16 protein-coding genes and 4 tRNA genes are annotated in these 18,874 nt (G+C 69.1%); 9 read left to right on the top strand and 11 right to left on the bottom strand.

Features of this window, described 5'->3' with window-relative positions; all coding sequences use genetic code 11:
- Positions 1-8 precede the first annotated feature (8 nt).
- The 5 genes from siaC (at position 9) to BM272_RS02025 (ending at position 2,311) form a co-directional block, all read left to right on the top strand.
- Positions 9-395 (top strand): biofilm regulation phosphoprotein SiaC, encoded by a 387-nt coding sequence (siaC, locus tag BM272_RS02045; RefSeq protein ID WP_093427078.1) that lies wholly within the window; start codon positions 9-11, stop codon positions 393-395.
- On the top strand, positions 392-1,195 hold the full coding sequence (gene siaD, locus BM272_RS02040) for a biofilm regulation diguanylate cyclase SiaD (RefSeq protein ID WP_093427077.1): 804 nt from the start codon (positions 392-394) through the stop codon (positions 1,193-1,195). The genes siaC and siaD overlap by 4 nt, the downstream gene beginning before the upstream one ends.
- Before the next feature lie 74 nt (positions 1,196-1,269).
- Positions 1,270-1,354, top strand: a tRNA-Leu gene (locus tag BM272_RS02035).
- A gap of 25 nt (positions 1,355-1,379) precedes the next feature.
- Positions 1,380-1,466: transfer RNA gene (locus BM272_RS02030), tRNA-Leu, on the top strand.
- Positions 1,467-1,504: 38 nt separating this feature from the next.
- Positions 1,505-2,311: a M90 family metallopeptidase gene (locus BM272_RS02025; protein ID WP_093427076.1), complete on the top strand. Its 807-nt coding sequence runs from the start codon at positions 1,505-1,507 to the stop codon at positions 2,309-2,311.
- Here the strand turns inward: BM272_RS02025 and BM272_RS02020 are convergent.
- Positions 2,256-4,079 (bottom strand): cation:proton antiporter, encoded by a 1,824-nt coding sequence (locus BM272_RS02020; protein WP_093427436.1) that lies wholly within the window; start codon positions 4,077-4,079, stop codon positions 2,256-2,258. The genes BM272_RS02025 and BM272_RS02020 overlap by 56 nt on opposite strands.
- Positions 4,080-4,203: 124 nt before the next feature.
- Here BM272_RS02020 and BM272_RS02015 point away from each other — a divergent pair, with 124 nt between their 5' ends.
- On the top strand, positions 4,204-4,890 hold the full coding sequence (locus BM272_RS02015; RefSeq protein ID WP_159432993.1) for a BamJ family beta-barrel-assembly machinery protein: 687 nt from the start codon (positions 4,204-4,206) through the stop codon (positions 4,888-4,890).
- A 44-nt stretch (positions 4,891-4,934) separates the two neighbouring features.
- Here BM272_RS02015 and BM272_RS02010 read toward each other — a convergent pair whose 3' ends face one another.
- Positions 4,935-5,258 carry a hypothetical protein gene (locus BM272_RS02010; RefSeq protein WP_240307975.1) on the bottom strand — a complete coding sequence of 108 codons (324 nt, stop codon included), beginning with the start codon at positions 5,256-5,258 and terminating at the stop codon, positions 4,935-4,937.
- A gap of 205 nt (positions 5,259-5,463) precedes the next feature.
- Between BM272_RS02010 and BM272_RS02005 the strand changes: the two genes are divergently transcribed.
- A complete protein-coding gene (locus BM272_RS02005; protein ID WP_159432992.1) occupies positions 5,464-5,961 on the top strand; it encodes a DsrE family protein in 498 nt (165 codons plus the stop codon).
- On the opposite strand, the gene BM272_RS02000 is transcribed toward BM272_RS02005, so the two are convergent.
- Both BM272_RS02000 and BM272_RS01995 read right to left on the bottom strand, forming a co-directional pair.
- The gene (locus BM272_RS02000; protein ID WP_093427073.1) at positions 5,948-7,654 is read right to left on the bottom strand and encodes a potassium channel family protein; all 1,707 of its coding nucleotides are present in this window, start codon (positions 7,652-7,654) and stop codon (positions 5,948-5,950) included. The two genes, BM272_RS02005 and BM272_RS02000, sit on opposite strands and share 14 nt — an antisense overlap.
- A 4-nt stretch (positions 7,655-7,658) precedes the next feature.
- Positions 7,659-8,042: a DUF6394 family protein gene (locus BM272_RS01995; RefSeq protein WP_093427434.1), complete on the bottom strand. Its 384-nt coding sequence runs from the start codon at positions 8,040-8,042 to the stop codon at positions 7,659-7,661.
- On the opposite strand from BM272_RS01995, the gene BM272_RS01990 reads away from it, so the two are divergent.
- Positions 8,041-9,039 carry a ChaN family lipoprotein gene (locus tag BM272_RS01990; protein WP_205407726.1) on the top strand — a complete coding sequence of 333 codons (999 nt, stop codon included), beginning with the start codon at positions 8,041-8,043 and terminating at the stop codon, positions 9,037-9,039. The two genes, BM272_RS01995 and BM272_RS01990, sit on opposite strands and share 2 nt — an antisense overlap.
- A 7-nt stretch (positions 9,040-9,046) precedes the next feature.
- Here BM272_RS01990 and BM272_RS01985 read toward each other — a convergent pair whose 3' ends face one another.
- Together BM272_RS01985 and BM272_RS01980 are read right to left on the bottom strand one after the other, a co-directional pair.
- A complete protein-coding gene (locus BM272_RS01985) occupies positions 9,047-11,227 on the bottom strand; it encodes an HAD-IIB family hydrolase (protein WP_093427071.1) in 2,181 nt (726 codons plus the stop codon).
- Positions 11,224-12,102 carry a PfkB family carbohydrate kinase gene (locus BM272_RS01980; RefSeq protein ID WP_093427070.1) on the bottom strand — a complete coding sequence of 293 codons (879 nt, stop codon included), beginning with the start codon at positions 12,100-12,102 and terminating at the stop codon, positions 11,224-11,226. The genes BM272_RS01985 and BM272_RS01980 overlap by 4 nt, the downstream gene beginning before the upstream one ends.
- Before the next feature lie 136 nt (positions 12,103-12,238).
- On the opposite strand from BM272_RS01980, the gene BM272_RS01975 reads away from it, so the two are divergent.
- Entirely contained in the window at positions 12,239-13,600 is a 1,362-nt protein-coding gene (locus BM272_RS01975) for a glycoside hydrolase 100 family protein (protein ID WP_093427069.1), read from the top strand.
- 10 nt (positions 13,601-13,610) lie between these two features.
- On the opposite strand, the gene BM272_RS01970 is transcribed toward BM272_RS01975, so the two are convergent.
- The 5 genes from BM272_RS01970 to gltX all read right to left on the bottom strand — a co-directional run bounded on the left by BM272_RS01970 (position 13,611) and on the right by gltX (position 18,840).
- Entirely contained in the window at positions 13,611-16,730 is a 3,120-nt protein-coding gene (locus BM272_RS01970; protein WP_159432990.1) for a bifunctional diguanylate cyclase/phosphodiesterase, read from the bottom strand.
- A gap of 217 nt (positions 16,731-16,947) precedes the next feature.
- A tRNA-Glu gene (locus tag BM272_RS01965) sits at positions 16,948-17,023 on the bottom strand.
- Positions 17,024-17,041: 18 nt separating this feature from the next.
- On the bottom strand, positions 17,042-17,230 hold the full coding sequence (locus BM272_RS01960; protein ID WP_143613106.1) for a hypothetical protein: 189 nt from the start codon (positions 17,228-17,230) through the stop codon (positions 17,042-17,044).
- A gap of 73 nt (positions 17,231-17,303) precedes the next feature.
- Positions 17,304-17,379 (bottom strand) — tRNA-Ala (locus BM272_RS01955).
- Positions 17,380-17,430: 51 nt separating this feature from the next.
- The gene (gene gltX, locus BM272_RS01950; protein ID WP_093427066.1) at positions 17,431-18,840 is read right to left on the bottom strand and encodes a glutamate--tRNA ligase; all 1,410 of its coding nucleotides are present in this window, start codon (positions 18,838-18,840) and stop codon (positions 17,431-17,433) included.
- Positions 18,841-18,874: the final 34 nt, after the last annotated feature.

Raw genomic sequence — 18,874 nt, 5'->3', positions numbered from 1 at the left:
CGAACCCCATGACTGAACTGACACGCGAGAGCACCGCCTCCACACCGGAGATCGTCGCCGACGCCTCCCGTGGCCTCCTCGCCATGACGGGGGACTCCTACCCGGAGAATTCCTATGAATTCTTTGGCGAGATCGTCCGATGGGTGCAGGAGTACCTGGACCAGCGGGAGGATCCCCTGCGGCTGGAGCTGCGCCTGGCCTATCTCAACACCAGCTCGGTGCGGGCCATGCTGGACATCTTCGACCTCCTGGAGGAGGCCCACAACCGGAATCGCGAGGTCGTGGTGGAGTGGCTCTACGATGCCCGCAATGAACGGGTGGCGGAGCTGGCCGGGGAGTTCAAGGAGGACTGTACCTTCCCCTTCCGGATCCTGCCCGAGGAGCCCGTGGAGTGACACGCGGTCGCGACGAGGAGCAGCTCCTGGAGACCATCACCGAGCTGCTCGGGGATCCGGCCCATGATCACAACCCCCTGCGGGAGCCGCTGGCCCGTCTTCTGGAGCTCTCCACCGCTCAACGGGAGCGGCTGGAACGGCTGATCCGGATCTCCGACGGCTTCCACGAGATCGCCCGCGAGGAGAAGCGCGGCCTGGCCGAGGAGTGCGACACCCACCTCCGGCGACTGGAGCGGCTGGTCCGGATCTCCGATCGCTACCAGGAGAGCCTGCGGGAGCTCAGCGAGTCCCTGCGCGAGGCGGCCCTGCACGACCCCCTCACCGGCCTCGGCAACCGCCGCTACCTGGTTGAACGGCTCGAGGCGGAACTGGAGCGGTGCCGCCGTAACGGCGCGCCCCTGAGCCTCGGCGTGCTGGATGTCGACTACTTCAAGGCCGTGAATGACCGCCTGGGCCATGAGCGCGGCGATCGCCTCCTCTGCCATATCAGCGACCTCCTCGCCGACCAGTTGCGGGAGTACGACCTCTGCGGACGCTGGGGCGGCGAGGAATTCGTCCTCGTCCTGCCCGAGACCACGGCCGAAGAGGCGAAGGCGATCTGCGACCGGCTGCGGCGCACCATCCGTGACACACCCACGCCGGCGGACCTGGCGGTGGACCGGATCACCGTCAGCATCGGGATCAGCACGACGGAAGAGGATCCGGACGGGAGCTATTCCGCGGCCATCGACCGGGCCGACCGCCGGATGCTGGTGGCCAAGGAGGCCGGGCGTGATCGCGTGTGCGGACCATCCCTCTGAGGGGGTATGGCGTTCCGCCGATGTTGTGGTAGAGTACGCACCTGTCGACGGCGGCAGCCTCTCTGCCTCTCGACGGCGCCGTGGCGGAACCGGTAGACGCGCCTGACTCAAAATCAGGTCTCTTCTGAGGTGTGAGTTCGAGTCTCACCGGCGCCACCAGGCAAGACAGTCAGAAAGAAGCCCTGCGCGGGTGGTGAAATCGGTAGACACGCTAGCTTGAGGGGCTAGTGGGGGCAACCCCGTGCGAGTTCAAGTCTCGCCCCGCGCACCATTTTCCTCTCCTCCCCGTTCCATTTCCGCGAGTTCACGATGCTCCAGCATCTGCGCGCCTGGCACAGGCGGCGCCTGCTCCGTCGTCACGGCATCGAGCCCGGACTGTGGTCCGCGGCGCTGGATGATTTCCCCCTCGCCGGCGAACTCGCGCCCGCGGAACAGCAGCAACTGTGGGAGGTGGCCAGCCTCTTCCTCCACCGCAAGGCGGTGGAAGGGGGTGGTGGCCTGGAGGTCACTCCCGGGATGGCCGTCTCCGTGGCCATCCAGGCCGCCCTGCCCCTGCTCCACCTCGATCCCCACTACCTCGATGGCTGGCATGCCGTGATCCTCCACCCCGGGACCTTCGTCGCCCACCACGCAGAGGTGGACGAGGCCGGGGTGGAACATGTCGGAGAACGGGAACTGGCCGGCGAGGCGTGGGATCGAGGACCGCTGGTCCTGGCCTGGGAGGATGCCCGCCCCGACCATCCCCGGGCGGACGAGGGCAATGTGGTCATCCACGAGACGGCGCACAAGATCGACGCCGCCAACGGCGTCGCCAACGGCTTCCCGCCCCTGCGCCCCGACATGGACCCGCACCGCTGGACCGCCGCCTTCGAGGCGGCCTGGGCGGACCTGGAGGCGGCCGACGAGGCCGGCCACCCCGCCATGGACACCTACGCCCTCACCGACCCGGCGGAATTCTTCGCCGTCGCCTGCGAGTATTTCTTCGTCCTGCCCGCGGAGCTGAAGGCGGCCTATCCGGCCGTCTACGACCAGCTGTGCCGTTTCTTCGCCCAGGACCCGCTCAGCCGCCGGGCCCCCGAGCATCATCCCGGGCACCGGGCGGACCAAAGGCGATGAGGGTATCCCCGGCTCGAGGGTTAACCTCGGAATCGGGGGAGAAGAAGCGAACCTGCCGCCCCTCCCGGACCAGCGCTACCGGGAGCAGCCGGTCGCCCCCATCGGCCCGCCACTGGCGGTAGGGGTACTTCTCGGTCAGCTGGGTCCGGTGGAAGACGTAGCCGCGGTAGGTATCCGCCACCAGGTCGTCGTACCAGGCGTCCGCCTTGGGCGTTACCTGCCCGCGCATCCCCGGCGTATAGGGGACCGCCCCCTCGTCACTCTTCTGCGGCGCCGGGAGCTGGAAGACGCGATGCCGGCCGAACTCCCCGGCAAAGCGGGTGCAGACCAGGGCGTTGTAGGCGTCGTTGTCGGTGGCGGCCAGGAGGTAGCCCGCCTCGTTGAACTCCAGGGTGTGCTCGGCGTGCTCCGACAGGACCTCGCCGTGGAAGACCGGAATCTCGGCGTTGCGCACCGGCCGCAGGCGCGACCACGAGGGGTCGGCAATGAGCACCGGCACCCGCGCCTCGCGCAGCGCCTCGGCCAGGCCCACCGTCCAGGGTGAGGCGCCGACGATGAGCACCCCGTTGGTGCGCGAGACGGAGAGGCCCAGGTAGCGCGCCAGCCCGCTCAGGGTGAAGCCATGGAGGACCACGGTGGCCAGGATCAGGCCGAAGACCAGCGGCAGCAGCAGCTCGCCGCCGGCGTAGCCCTGCTCGGCCATGCGGGGGCCGAAGACGCCGGCCACGGCGGCAGCCACGATGCCGCGCGGCGCGATCCAGCCCACCAGGGTGCGCTCCTGCCAGCTCATGTCGGTGCCCAGGGTGGCCAGGAAGACGCTAGCCGGCCGCACCAGGAAGATCATGGCGGCCAGCAGGGCCAGCGTGGACCAGTCCAGCGCCATCAGGGTGGCCGGCTTGAGGTCGGCGGTCAGGAGGATGAAGACCGCCGAGACCAGGATGACTGCGATGTACTCCTTGAACCGACGCAGCTCGCTGATGCTCGCCAGCTTCCGGTTCCCCAGGACCAGGCCGAAGATGGTCACCGCCATGAGCCCCAGCTCCTCCATGTAGAGGTCCGCGGCGATGTAGACCGCGATGGCGCCGGCCAGAGCGATGGGCCCCTTGAGATACTCCGGCATGTGGCCGCGGCGCAGCCCTTCCGCCATGAGCCAGGCGCCGACGACGCCGAGGGCCACGGCCAGCCCCAGGCCCATGGCCAGGTGCAGGGCCATCTCCTGCCAGCCGCCGTTGCCGCCGCCGGTGTAGGTGAAGTATTCGAACAGGGCCACCGCCAGGATGGCCCCGATGGGATCGTTGATGATCCCCTCCCACTTGAGGAAGGAGGCCGGACGCTTGCGCAGGCGGGCATGGCGCAAGAGCGGCAGGATCACCGTGGGGCCGGTGACCACCCCGATGGCCCCGAAGACCATGGCCACCGGGAGGGACAGCCCCCCCAGATAGAAGGCGGCCGTGCTGCCGAAGGCGAACATGAACAGGACGTTGAGACTGACCAGGCGGCGAACGCCGGCGGCGGCCTGGCGCAGCTCGTGCCACTGCAGGGACAGTCCCCCCTCGAAGAGGATGATGGCGACCCCCAGCTTGATCAGCGGTTCCAGCAGCCCACCCAGGTCCTGCGAGGGCTCGATGACGCCGAAGACCGGTCCCACCAGGATCCCGGCGGTGGCCAGAAGGACGATGGCCGGGATCTGGGCCGCCCACGCCAGCCACTGCGCCGCCATCCCGAGGATGAGAACCAGCCCGAACAGTAGTGTGAGTTCGTGTCCCATGGGCCCCCCGCGCGAGCAAGCGCGACAATGTAACACCGAAGGGAGGCAGGACAAACAACGCCTTCCGCGCTCTCGCCCCCTGTGCGAACATGCGAAGCGTAGTCCACCCATGAGGAGTTTCACCGTGAACCGACTGACGATCCTGCTCCCCGCGGGCCTGATGGCCCTCGCCGGCTGTAACGGGGGCGGCAGCGAGCCCGACCTGGAAAGCGACGAGGCCCGACACTCCTACGCCGTGGGCTGGCAAGTGGGCCAGAACATCCAGCGCAGCGGCATGGAGCTGGATGGCAACGCCGTAGCCGCGGCCATCCGCGACGCCCTGGAGGGCCAGGACCCGGCCCTGGACCAAGAGGCCATGCAGGCCGCCATGCAGGCCGCCCAGCAGAAGCGCATGGACGAGCAGCGTCAGGAGGCCGAGTCCAACCGCGAGGCCGGCGGCGAGTATCTGGAGGAATTCAAGGCGGGGGACGGCGTCCAGGTCAGCGAGGATGGCGTCGCCTGGAAGGTGCTGGAGGCCGGTGATGGCGACAGTCCGGCGGCCGGCGATACCGTTCGCGTCCACTACCACGGCGAGACCGTCGACGGTGAGGTCTTCGACAGCTCCCGCGAGCGCGGCGAGCCGGTGACCTTCCCCACCGACTCCGTCATCAAGGGCTGGCAGCAGGTCCTGCCGAAGATGAAGGAAGGCGGCAAGTGGCAGGTGGTCATCCCGCCGGAGATGGCCTATGGCGAGCAGGGCGCCGGCCCGGCCATAGGCCCCGGCGAGACGCTGATCTTCGAGATCGAGCTCCTCGAGGCCGACGCCGAGTAGGACCACCTCGACCGCGGGACTTCCGGGTCCCGCGGGCGTTGCCCTCAGAGCATGGAGGAACCGGGATTCTCCCCGTCTCCGGCGTCGATCTTGTGGATGGCGCTCCGGTTTCCCCACTTCGACAGGTCATCCACCCGGACTCCAAGCCACCAGAGCGGGCCGAGATCATCCTCGCAATGGCCGGCGACCAGCTCTTCCCCGGACTCGAGCATCACCGAACGGGCGAAAGCGACGACATCCTCCCGCCGACGGAAGACGTGCCAGTAGACCACGTGGGTCTGGTCCGGATCCTTGTTGGGGACGGGACGCTCGGCCTCCAGATCCTTTTCCAGAGCGCCGATCTCCTCGGCATTGGCGAAATGTCCCATGCAGGCTCCTCCTCTCGTCGTGAGACCGATTGGCCTCCTTCCTGACTCTTGCACCCCCGCCTCCGCTTTTCAAGGCACTTTTGGCTCTGGTCGTGGTCACACGACGGGACCCGCTCCCGGTCTGCCCGGGCAGATCTGGACGGCCGTGCTAGCCTTCTCGGCTGGTAATACGATTTGGCCTCATTCGAACCAGGAGTTCCCCATCATGACCCGTATCCGCAACCTCGTTCTCTTCCTGGCAGCCCTGCTGATCACCGGCGTGACCACCCCGGTCGCAGCCGAGCCCGATGACGATGTCGACCGCAAGGTCGTCTTCCACGTCGATTTCGCTGACCCCGATCGTTTCAATCTCACGCTCATCAACGTGCGCAACATGGTCAAGCACTACAAGGAACAGCTGCTGGAGTACGACGTGCGCATGGTCTTCATCTCCCAGGCGGTGCGCTATGTCACCGACGAGGAGATGGCGGGCACCCCCTTCGAGACGCCGGAGGCCTTCGAGAGCCGGCGCGCCGAGTTCCGGGATCGGTTGCAGACCCTGGCCAACGTCCACGACGTGAAGCTGGAGCTCTGCGACATCACTCGCACCATCGGCAAACTGGAGGAGGAGGACCTCTACGCCAACGTGGACGTGGTCCCCTCCGGCGTGGTCCGCGTGGCCGAACTCCAGCGCGACGGTTTCCAGTACATCAAGGTCCAGTAAAGAGGCTGCCCAGCCGCCGCCACAGAAGGCTCTCCGGCATCGCCCGCCCGCGCAGGAGATAGGCCAGCACATTCCGGTTGTCCAGGATCCAGCGCTGGCGGGCGCGGATGCCGTGCCGGCCGGCAAAGAGGAGCCGGTCGCCGGCGACCAGGGCGGTTCCGAGGTCGGGCAGCAGCTCCTCGGAGCCGTCGGCCCGCTGCCGCAGCAGGGGCAGTGCCCACAGCCCCCTGCTGGCCTCCCGCGGGTCCCGCAGGAGGGTTCCCAGGGGGATCTCGCTCCCCTCCCCCAGCCAGCCGATGATCGCCGGTGCATCGTACTCGTCCAGACGGACGCCCCAGACCTCCGGCGCCTCCCCCTCGGGCAGCAGGCCCGCGATACGGCTCACCAGCAGGTTCGCCCAGTCCGCCTCCTGATGCCGGGCATGGCGCAGGAAATCGGTGAGCAGCGGCGTGGTCACCAGGCTGAGGATGCGGCTGGCCATGATGGTTCCGGGCTGCATGACCATGTCCAGCTCAGCGGCGGCGAAGAGGTCGTCGTTGCGGCGCTGGGTCTGGCGGGCGATAGTGAAGAGCCCGGGATTGAGCTCCCGGGCCGTCATGATGACCGAGAGATTGTCGGCGTCATCGTCGGTGGCCGCCACCACGCCCACGGCCGACTCGACCCCGGCGGCACGCAGGGCCACGGCATCGGTCCCGCGACCGTCCACGACCTCCGCCATCTCGTCCGGCGCCGGCTCCGGGTCAATGGCGCGATAGGGCTGGCCGTGGAACTCCAGGTACCGCGCCACGGCCCGGCCGAACCGGCCGTACCCGGCGATGACCCAGGTCCCCGCCGGTGGCAGGACGGGCTCGGCCAGTCGCCCCTCGTCGGTGGTCGCCAGCCACTCATAGAGCAGGTACATACCGGGGGAGCGCAGCGCCGTGGTGAAGCGGTCGGCGAAGGTCTCGAAGGGATTGATGACGTGGTCGGTACCGAAGGAGCGCATGTTCTCCTCGGTCTCCCCGCGCTCCGCCCGCCCCACCGTCATCAGCCCCGACCGCAGAACCCGGGCGCTGACGCAGACCGCCAGGTTGGCCCGATCGTCGTTGGTGACGGCCAGGACCCCCTGGCACTGGGGTGCCGAAAGGCCGGCCATCTCCAGGGCGCGGGGATCCGCCGCGTCCCCGGCCAGCCCCGGCACGTGGCGAGTGAGCAGATCCGTGGCCAGCTCGTCCCGGCGCTCGCCGTCAATATCCACCACGACGCTCTGCAGACCGCGTTCGTCCAGCCCGCGGACCAGGGCCGAGCCGGTGTCGCCATAACCGCAGACGACATAGAAGGGCTCGCCCAGACGGCGGACGTCCCGCCGGAAGGCCCCCTCCTGGACCAGCCGCCGCAGGGCGGGATCCTGCAGGTGCGCCAGGAGCGAACCGATGGTATAGAGCCAGGTGAAGACCGTGGCGTAGATGGAGACCGTCGCCCACAATCGCTGCGCCGGCGTGAAGGGGTACGGGATCTCGCCGAAGCCGATGGTCGAGCCCATGTAGCTGACGAAGTAGAAGGCGTGGAAGAAGTCCATGCGCCAGGGCTCGCCGGCATTGTTCTCCCCCGGTATGAGGACGAAGCCGAGGATGGTGACGGCGTAGACCGCCACCAGGGCCACCAGCGGCGTGCGCAGCCGCAGCAGCAGGATGGGCAGGACCCGGCGTACCATGGTCCTACCGCCGGACGGTAACGGTCTCGATGACCAGCAGGATCACCGACATGAGGTTGGCCAGCAGAGCCCCGCCGGCGATGGAGACCACGTGGGCCATCACGGTGGGCGTGGTTCCGGTCCCGGTAACATGCTCCGCCACCGCCCAGACCACCGCCGCGGCGATGAGCTGGAGGTCGGCCACCAGGCTGGTGGCCAGCATCACGGCGCCGATATGGGTGCGGTCGCCGAACTTGAGGATAGTGGCGATGAGGCTCACCACCAGGGCCGCGTAGAGCTCGTAGACACTATGATGGGCGGGGACGTCCACCTCCCCCCAGACGAAACCGAAGTTCACGGTAAGGGCGAAGACGATGAAGAAGGCGAAGGTAACCTTTTCCAGATTCATGGGGCGATTCTCCGGCGCTTTTGGGGCCACTGTAACCGCCGCCGTGCCCCGGCGGCCACTGCTGCTCGCCCTCCTCCTGGTGCCGCTGGTCGCCTGTGGACCGAACCAGCCGGCGGGCGATGCCCTGGAGGGGCGCTACTGGGACGTGGCGGCCGGCGAGTTCATCGACTTCCCGACTCTGGTGGACCGGCTGGCCGACCGCGAGCACATCCTGGTCGGGGAGCAGCACGACCACCCCGGCCACCATGCACTCCAGGGCCGGCTGGTGGAGGCGCTGGCCCGCCGGGGCCAGCGGCGCGCCCTGGTGGCCGAGATGTTCGATGCCGAGGACGAGGCGGCCCTGAAGGGGCTGCGCAACCAGCCACCCCGGGAGGTCGGGGCAGTGGCACAGGCGGTGGCCTGGAACGAGAGCGGCTGGCCCGACTTCTCCCTCTACGAGCCCCTCTTCGCCGCGGCCCTGGAGGCCGGCTGGCCGCTCTACGCCGGGAACCCGGACCGTGCGACCACCATGGATGTCCACCGCGACGGCTTCACCGCCCTGGGGGCTGACATCCGCACCCGGCTCGCCCTGGCGGACGAGCCACCGGGGGATGTCATGGAGGCGCTCCGCGGCGAGGTGCGGGAGGCCCACTGCGGCCACGGCACCACCAACCTCTTCCGGCGCCAGGCGCGGGTCCAGTTCCTGCGGGACGCCTGGATGGCCCGACGGCTGCAGGCGGCTGATACCGGTGGCGGGACGCTGCTCGTCGCCGGCACCGGCCACGTCCGCCCGGACCACGCAGTCCCCTTCCACCTGCGCCGTCAGGGCGCCGACGGTTCGGCGGTCAGCCTGCAGCTACGCCCCACCCCGGAGGCCGGGATGGGCGCTCGGGAGGCGGCGGCCGGCGGGCCGCCGGCGGATTTCATCGCCTTCACCGAGCGGCGCGGTCCCACGGACCCCTGTGCCGCCTACCGTGAGGCGCTGGAGGCGATGGGCGACCACGGACCGGCCGAGTAGGCCGTTCCTACCCGCCTCCCTCATCCGGCAGGACGCCATAGTACCGCAGCCCCTCGAGGATCCCGCGGGCGTGATGGCCGGCCGCCAGGTAGATCCCCTCGCGTCGGTCCGGCAGCCGCTCCAGGCCCGGGGCGTGGCTGCCTACAACGATGGCCAGGGTATCCCCCAGCAGCATCTCTTCGTCGTCCTCGGCGCCGCCGGCGACCAGTACCTGGTCCATGTCCAGCCCCCACTTGAAGGCGACCCAGCGCACCGCCTGCGCCTTGGAGGCGCGGATGGGCAGGATGTCGACGTAGCTGCCGTAGGCGGCGTTCACCGTGGCCGGGATCCCCTGCTGGCGCAGGTGTTTGCGAATGGTCTTGATGGCCGGGGCGCGTTCGGCATCCAGGAAGTAGCTCACCTTGAAGGGGTGCTGCTCCCGCCGGGGCTGGAGCTTGAGCCCGGGCAGCTTGCCCAGCGCCTCGCGCACCGCCTTCGGGTTCCAGCGGTAGTCGATGTGGCTGCGCCAGCTGCGGTCCGGGACGCAGCGACCACCCCGATGGGTGTAGTGGATCTCGGCGCCGGCGGCCGTGATGAGGATATCCGGCGTGGGGATCCCGTGCTCCGCCAGGACCTCTCGCGTGGACTTCAGCGTCCGGCCGGTAACCACGCCCAGGCCGGTATTCTCCCCCTGCTCGCGTAGCGCGGCCACCAGCTCGTCGGCGGCCTCGTCGTCCCCCAGCAGGGTATTGTCCAGCTCGGTGACGGCCAGCCGCTGGATGGTGGGCAGGCGGCTGCGGTTGGCCGGCGCCAGACTCGCCTGGGGGCCGGCGAAGCGCTGGAGCACCCGGTCCACGGCGCGGATGTACTTCTCGGCGTGGCCCGGCCAGGAGTAGTGGTCGTGGGCACCCCTCACTCCGTTCTGGGACCAGCGGCGCCACCGCCGACGATTGCCCAGCGCCTGGCGCAGCCCGTCGGCGATGGAGTCGATGTCGTACGGGTCGATGAGCGCCCCGTTGCGGCAGTTGGCGATGATGTCCCGCGGCCCGCCATCCCGGGTGGCCACGATGGGCAGTCCGCTGGCCGCGGCCTCGATGAGGGTCAGGCCGAAGGGCTCGGTGAGCGCCGGATTGACGAAGACGCCGCGGCTGCGCGCCGCCGTTCGATAGATGTGGGGGACGTCCGAGGCGCGGTGCTGCTTGGGATAGGCCACCTTGCCGTAGAGGTCGTAGCGGTCGATGGCCAGTAGCAGCTGGGTGAGGACGCTGCGCGAGCCCTTGTCCAGCTCCTCGATATCGTCCCGGGTGCCGGCGATGAGGACCAGGTTGGCCATCTCCTGCAGGTCCCTGTTTTCCCCGTAGGCCCTGACCAGGGCGATCATGTTCTTGCGCTCGTCGGCGCGGGACATGGCCAGGATTATCGGCTTGGCCGGCTCCCGCAGGAAGCGATTGAGGGTCCGGCGGATGGTCGGCTCGGGGTCGTCGGGCACCGGCGGGCAGAAGCGCGAGAGGTCGACCCCTGGGGGAATGACCTCCATGCGCCGGGGCTCGTAGTGGTCGTAAGCGGCGTACTGCTCGTCCACCTCCTGCCGGGTGGAGGCGATGACCAGGGAGGCGCGGTCCAGGGTCGCCTCCTCCGCCTCGATCCGGCGTCCCATGTTGTAGACCTCCTCCAGCCGGGACTCCTTGACCCCGCGCTGCAGCAGCCGGGCGCGCTTGTCCCGGCCCAGGGAGTGGCCGGTGTGGACCAGCGGCACGCCCAGCAGGTCGGCAAGCCGGCCGCCGACGAAGCCGGCGTCGGCGTAGTGGCTGTGGACGACGTCCGGCAGCCGCCCCACCTCGCGGATGTGCTGGAGCGCCCGGTCGGCGAACTGCCCCAGGTAGGGCCAGAGGGCCTCCTTGCGCAGGTAGCGCCGCGGACCGCAGGGCAGCCGGACGATCCGGGCCCCGTCGGAGAGCGGCTCTTCCGGCTCGGCGTAGTCGTCGTCCACCTTGGCGTCGACGACCTGGCGGGTAAGCAGGTCCACCCGGTCCACCCGTGGATGCTCGGCCAGAGCCCGGGCCAGCTCGACCACGTAGAGGGTCTGCCCGCCGGTATCGGCGTCCCGGCCGAGTTCGAGGTTTTGCCCCCGGATGAGGCCGTGGACACTAATGAGCTGGATGTAGAGCCCCCCCTCGTCTCCGGAGGCCTCCCGGTCTTCGCTAGTCATGGCAGCCACTGCTTGCGAAAGGGTTCGTAGAAATCGGGATCATCACTGACCGCCCCGCGCAGGCCGCAGACGGCGGAGGCCAGCTCCACGCCGCGCCGCAGCCGCATCCCGGCCTCCCAGCCGGCCAGCTCGCCCAGAAGGAAGACCGCTGCCAGGGCGTCGCCAGCCCCCACGGCATCCTCGAAGTGAGCCACCGGCGCGGCGACCGCCCGCTCCACCCCCGACTCGGTGAAGAGCTCGGCCCCTTCGCCGCCCCGGGTCACCAGCACCCCGGTGGCCCCGTGGCGCTGGCGCAGGGTCTCGGCGGCCGCGGCGTCATCGGCGCCGGTGAGTTCGGCCAGTTCGTCGCCGTTGAGCTTGATCCAGCGGGCCCCGTCCAGGAGCGCCGCCATACGGTGTCTCTCCCACCAGGGCGGGCGCAGGTTCACGTCGACGAAGATCCCGTCAGCCCGGGCCCGCAGGGCCTCCAGGGCCGCACGGGACCGGCCCTCCCGCGCAGCCAGGGTGCCGTGGTAGAGGAGCCCGGGATGGCCCACCGCGGCTACCGCCGCCTCGGCATTGATGGCATCCCAGGCGACTCCGGTGACAATCTCGTAGGTGGGCTCGCCGGCCGCGAGTTCAACCCGGACCCGGCCGGTGGGATGCTCGGTATCGCGCTGGAGGCCGGCGTCATCGAGATCCCAGCGCGCCATGGCCTCGCGGATGCGCCGGCCGTAGTCGTCCTCCCCCATGCGGCTCACCAGCCGAGCCGGCTGGCCCAGCCCCCGCAGATGCCAGGCGACATTAAAGGGCGCGCCGCCGAGGACGGCGTGGTCGCCGAACTCGTCGAAGAGGACCTCGCCAAAGATGGTCGGGGCGGTGCGGACGTCTTCCATTCCCGTCTTTCCCTGCCGTTGCGAGGGTCTCGTTCCAGCATAGCCCAATCCCGGCCCGGAATGCCCGTGTTGTCTTGCCGTCCGCTCTGCGCGAGACTGAATCCGTTCCTTCCCCCATCGCCACCAGGAGCCGTCCATGTCCGAGGAGCGCCTCGCCTCCGCCTATCGTCTGCTCGAGGATTCCATCCTCTACTACCGGGGGCAGCCGGTGGGTACGCGCGCGGCCCTGGATCCCAAGGCGCCGGCGGCGGAGAACTACGAGGAGTGCTTCGTCCGGGACTTCGTCCCCTCCGCCCTGGTCTTCCTCCACGATGGCCGCACCGACATCGTGCGCAACTTCCTGGAGGTGGTGGAGAGCCTGCGCACCCGGGAGCGCAGCCGGGCGGGCCACGAGATCCAGCCCGGCGTGATGCCGGCGAGCTTCCGCATCGACACCGACGAGACCGGCGAGGAGCATCTGCTGGCCGACTTCGGCGAGCGCGCCATCGGCCGAGTGGCGCCGGTGGACTCCATGATGTGGTGGACCGTCCTGCTCTACATCTACACCCGCCACACCGGGGATTACCAGCTGGCCCGGCGCCCGGACTTCCAGAGCTCCATGCGTCAGATCCTGCACCTCTGCCTCAAGGATACCTTCGAGGTGAGCCCCGGGCTGCTGGTGCCGGACGGCTGCTCCATGATCGACCGCCGGCTGGGGATCTACGGCCACCCGCTGGAGATCCAGGCGCTCTTCTACGGCGTCCTGCGCAGCGTCCACGAGCTCATCGAACCCCGGGGCCCCGAGGACGAGGCGCTGCTGGAGTCGGCCACCACCCGGGAGCAGGCCCTGCGCAACTACGTCCGGCTGTTCTACTGGCTCGACCTGCGGCGGCTCAACGAGATCCACCGCTACTCCACCGAGGAGTTCGGCAGCGACAGCGTCAACATGCTCAACATCTACCCCGAGTCCATCCCGGACTGGGTGGTGGACTGGCTGCCGGAGGAGGCGGGCTACCTGGTGGGCAACACCGGCCCCTCGCGCATGGACTTCCGCTTCTTCGCCCTGGGCAACCTGCTCTCCATCCTCTTCGGTCTGGCCACCGACGAGCAGGCGGAGCGGACGGTGCGGCTGTTCGAGGCGCGCTGGGGAGACCTGGTGGGGGCGGTGCCGCTGAAGATCTGCTTCCCCGCCATGGAGGGGCTGGAGTGGCAGGTGCAGACCGGGTCGGACCCCAAGAACGTCGCCTGGTCCTACCAGAACGGCGGCAACTGGCCGGCCCTGCTGTGGGGCTTCGTGGCCGCCACCCTGCGCAGCGGTCGCGGCGACCTCGCCGAGCGCGCCTACCAGCAGGCAGCGGACAAGCTGGAATCGGACCACTGGGCGGAGTACTACGACGGCCGGGCCGGGCGGCTCATCGGCCGCCGCGCCAACTTCAACCAGGTCTGGACGGCCACCTCCCTCATCGTCTCCCACCAGTTCCTGGAGGGGAGCGAGCTCCTCTACCTCTTCCCGCGCTGAGGCCCTGGCTCTACCGGGTCGGTAGCCGGCGGGCGAACTCCTCGCCGACCATGGGGCGGGCGTGGAGGAAGCCCTGGTAGGCCTCGCAGCCGCGGTCGGCGACGAAGGCGTGCTCCGCCGCCGTCTCCACTCCCTCGGCGATGGCGTAGAGCTCCATGTTCCGCGCCATGTCGAGGATGCTTCCCACCAGCGCGGCGCTGCGCGGCTGTTCGTTCACGCCGCGGATGAAGGCGCGATCCACCTTCAGGGTGTCCAGGGGGAGCTGCCGGAGCTGGCTCAGGGAGGAGTAGCCGGTCCCGAAGTCATCCATGGCAAAGGTCACCCCCAGCTCCCGCAGGGCATGCATCTTGGCGATGGTGTCGCCCAGGTCGCGGACCACGGCGCCCTCCGTGATCTCCAGGGTCAGGGCCCGGGCCGGGACGCCGTGACGCTGCAGCGCCGCCTCCACCCGCTGGACGAAGTCGGCCAGGCGGAACTGGTGGGGGCTGACATTCACCGCAATGCCGTGATGGGGACAGGCGCAGCCGGCGTCCAGCCAGCCGCGCAGCTCTCCCAGGGCGAGGTCGAGGACCCGTTCTCCCAGGGGCAGGACCAGGCCGCTTTCCTCGGCCACCGGGATGAACTCCCCGGGGGAGATGGGATCCTCCCCCGGCGGCTGCCAGCGGACCAGGGCCTCGCCGCCGATGAGGCTGTCGTCGCGCAGGTCCACCTGGGGCTGGTAGTGGAGGAAGAGTTCCTCGGCCTCCAGGGCGTGGCGGAGCCGGCTCTCCAGGCAGTGGCGGCGATGCACGCGGTCGAGCATCCAGGGCTCGAAGTGGCGGACACCACCGCCCTCCCCCTTGGCCTGGTACATGGCGACATCGGCCCGGGTGAGCAGCGCCTCCGCCTCCTCTTCATCGTGGCCGGAGAAGCAGGTCACACCGACACTGGCCTCCACGAAGACGCCGTGGCCGGCCACGCGGTGTGTCCGCGCGATCCACTCATGGAGTTGCCGGGCCAGCTCGAGACTCTCTTCCCGGGCCGTCTCGAGGTCGCTCCACTCGCTCTCCGGGAGGATGACGAACTCGTCGGCGGCCTGTCGCGCCACCATGGCCCCTCGCCCTGCCCGGCGCTGGAGGCGGCGTGCGATGGTCCGGAGCAGGCGATCGCCGATGCCGTGGCCCAGGGAGTCATTCACATCCTTGAAACGGTCGAGATCGACGTAGAGCAGGCAGCGGGCGGAGCCGTTGCGACGAGTGGCATCCAGTCGCGCCTCCAGTCTCTGCCGCAGGAGCTGGCGATTGGGCAGACCGGTAACCGGATCGAAGTGGGCCTGGCGCTCGATCTCGGCATAGGCCGATTTCAGGTCGCGGATGTCGCGGGCGACGGTCGAGAGATGTCGCACGGAACCGGCATCATCCTGGTGGGCAATGATGATCTGGGAGACCGGGATCTCGCGCCCCTCCTGGTCCAGGAAGGCGCTCTCGCCCTGCCAGATCCCGCTCCGGCGGGCCGTTGGCAGGCCCTCGTCCCGCACCCGCTCCCAGGCCCAGTGCGGATGGGCATCCCGGATGCTGCGAGTCGCCTTGCCGGAGAGCTGACTCCATTCCCGGGCCGTGGCGTTGCGGTAGACCTCGTAACCCTGGGTATCGGTGATGCCGATATAGTCCGGGGTGTACTCCACGACCTCGGAGAGCAGATCGCGCTCGGCGCGGGCGGCGTCGAAGGCGCGGTCCCGCTCCATCTGGCTCAGGGCGAAGCCGACATCGCCCACCAGTTCCTGGAGCAGGCCCACGACCACGTCGTCGAAGAAGTCCGCCTCCCGGGCGTAGACGCTCAGGCTGAGCGGGCCGAATATCGTCCCGGAGATGGGGATGGGGAAGGCTGCTGCGGCATCCACCCCAGACTGGACCGCAAGGCGGCCCCAGGGGCCGAGATCCGGCTTGCTCTGGAAGTGGTTGACGATGACCGGCTCCCCGGTTCGCAGGGCCTGGCCGGTGGGGCTCTGCCCTTCCGGGCACTCGGCCTCCATACGGATGCGCAGTTCGGCCAGGTATTCCTGGAGCTCGCCTTGGACGGCGAGGCGCTCCACGGAGCCGTCCGCCTGGCCCTCCCCGATCCAGGCCACGCAGAGCCCCGCATGCTCCACCGCGACCCGGCAGAGCTCCCCCAGCAGCGCATGCGGGTCGTCGTTTCGATGCCCGCGGATCACGGCCTGGTTGATGGTGGAGAGCGCGTGATAGAGATTGCGCTGGCGCTCCAGGGCAGCGGCCGTGCGGCGACGTTCGGTCACATCGCGGATCTGCCAGAGGTGGCCGACAAAGCCGGCCTCCCCCTCCACGGGCAGGTGGTCGATCTCCAGTTCGGTCCCGTCGACCAGGCTCAGCGGTACCTCGCGTTCCATCGCCCGGCGCTCGATCAGGTCACGTGCCCAGTCCACCATGCCCTCGCCCTGCTCGCTCCGCCCGGCCACCCGGGCGACAACGTCGCAGCAGTGCATGCCTATCGGCTCATTGATCCCGGTCTGCCGCAGAAACTCCCGGCCGGCGGCGTTGACGAAGACCACGCGCGGCTCCGTGTCCTCCATGATCACGGCATCGGTCATGGCCGCCGTGAGCGCTTCCAGCCGGGAGACGGTGATGGCCAGCTGCTCCTCGGTGCATGCGTGGCGCTCCTCCTGCAGCAGCCCGGCGACAAGTTCGGCCGTCACCGTCAGCAGTCGGCGCTCGGAGTCGTACCAGTCTCGCGCCTCCTCGGTAGTCTCCGCGCAGAGGATCCCGCCGATGGCGCCCTCCTGGACCACCGGGGCGTCCATGAGCGCCCGGACGCCGGTCTCCGCGACATAGGGGGAAGAGAGCTCGGTCAGGAGGCTGGCATCCAGGGAGGAGGCGACGATGGAGCCGTCCCGTTGCAGGGCGTTCTCGTAGTGGGGGCAGTCGTCCCGGGCGAGGACATCGGGGCCGGGTTCGCCGGCATGGGTGGGCGCGGTCACCAGGCAGCGGCGGCAGAGGCCGCGGTCGCAGTGGAGCCACAGCGAGACCCGCGACACATCCAGGGCGCTACGCAACGTCCCGAGCACGGCATCCAGCCGCTCTTCGACGGAGCGCTCGCCGCGCAGCTCGGAGGCGATTCGCTCCAGCGCTTCATCCACGGCACCCGCTCGCGCTTCAGGACCCGATTCCACCACCATCGACACTCCAGGCCCGCTCATCCCGAGCGAGAACCAGCCAAGGGGGGTGATTGTGCCAAAACCGAACGCCGGGGACTACACAAAAGCGCGCCCCGGCAACCGTACCGGGGCCCGACTGGAGCCCCGAAAAGACGGAAGGATGGGACGAGGGCCGAAAAGGCCCTACGGGAGGGAAATATGGCGTCCCCAAGGGGATTTGAACCCCTGTCGCCGCCGTGAAAGGGCGGTGTCCTAGGCCTCTAGACGATGGGGACGAGGACGGGTCTTCGAGACTACCGCCGCCGGGAGAGCTGGGCCATGGCAGTTCCCGTCATCAGGAGCAGGAACCCCCACGGGACCAGCGCGATGAGCTTGACCAGCTCTTCTCCGGCGCCGGCTAGCATCCCCCCGAAACCAATGACCATCCCCACTACGATGAGGAGGATGCTCAACCAGACCAGAATGGTTCCAGCGAGGTGCATGCCCCGAACTACCTCGAGGGACCGGAGCCCCTTACAAACCGAGCCGGTCATGAAAACCGGCTCGGTCGAAAAATGGTGGAGCCAGGCGGGATCGAACCGCCGACCTCCTGCATGCCATGCAGGCGCTCTCCCAGCTGAGCTATGGCCCCGAATTGAAGTGCGCATTATAGCAGCGCTGCCGTCCCTGACAACCCCTCTTTTCAGTCGTTCGCCGCATCGATGTGGGCGATTGCGCGGTCCAACCGCGCGAGGGTGGCGTCCTGCCCAAGAAGCTCCAAGGTAGCATCGATGGGGGGGGATACGGTACCCCCCGAAACGGCTACGCGAACCGGCTGGGCTACCTTGCCCAGCTTGAGATCGTGGGCCTCGGCGACGGCGAGGATCTCGCCATGGATCGCCTCGGCCTCCCAGCTGCTCAGTCCGGCCAGCCGTTCCCGCAGATCGGCCAGCGCTGGACGGGTCTCGCCGGTCAGATTCTTGCGTGCCGCCTTCTCGTCGAATTCATCGAACTCCCGGTAGAAGAAGGTGCTCTTGTCGGCCATCTCCACCAGGCTCTTGCAGCGCTCCCGCTGGGCCTCGACCACGGCCATGAGGTCCGGCCCGCCGGCGGCCGGGTCGATGCCCCGCTCCCCCAGGTGGTGGGTGAGATGGTTCGCCACGTGGGCCGTCTCGCTGTGCATGATCCAGTGGTGGTTGAGCCAGACCAGCTTGTCCGGATTGAAGGCCGATGCGGCCTTGTGGACGGCATCGATATCGAAGAGCTGCGTCATCTCGTCCAGCGAGAAGACCTCCTGGTCGCCGTGGGACCAGCCCAGCCGGACCAGGTAATTCAAAAGCGCCTCCGGCAGATAGCCCTCCTCCCGGTACTGCATGACCGAGACCGCCCCGTGGCGCTTGGAGAGCCGCTTGCCGTCGGAGCCCAGGATCATGGGTACGTGGGCGTAGCGCGGCGGTTCCGCCCCCAGGGCGCGGAGGATGTTCACCTGCCGCGGGGTATTGTTGAGGTGGTCATCGCCGCGCACCACGTGGGTGATCCCCATGTCCAGGTCGTCGACCACCACCGTGAGGTTGTAGGTGGGGCTGCCGTCGGACCGGGCGATGATGAGGTCGTCCAGCTCCCGGTTGGCGAAGAGCGTCCTGCCGTGAACGGCATCGTCCACCAGGACCTCCCCCTCCAGCGGGTTGCGGAAGCGGACCACCGGATCGACGCCGTCGCGCGGTTCCGTGCGGTGGCGGCAGCGGCCATCGTAGCGAGGCTTCTCCCCACGGGCACGCTGCTCCTCGCGCATGGTCTCCAGCTCTTCCGGGGTGCAGTAGCAGTGGTAGGCGTGGCCGGAATCCAGCAGCCGCTGGATGACCTCCCGATAGCGCGGGAAGCGCTCGGTCTGGAAGAAGGGCCCCTCGTCGTAGTCCAGCCCCAGCCAGGCCATGCCCTCGAGGATTGCGTTCACCGACTCCCGCGTGGAGCGTTCCCGGTCGGTATCCTCCACCCGGAGGATGAAGCTGCCGCCGTGCTTGCGGGCGTAGAGCCAGGAGAAGAGCGCGGTGCGCGCCCCGCCGATGTGGAGATAACCGGTGGGGCTAGGGGCGAAGCGGGTGCGAATGGTCATGGCTTGGTTCCGGCGCTGTCGGGAATCCGCGGAT

The organism is Thiohalospira halophila DSM 15071 (assembly GCF_900112605.1).
Lineage (GTDB): Bacteria > Pseudomonadota > Gammaproteobacteria > Thiohalospirales > Thiohalospiraceae > Thiohalospira > Thiohalospira halophila.
Note: the sequence above shows the minus strand (reverse complement) of the source record. Positions and strands in the feature narration are given on the sequence as shown.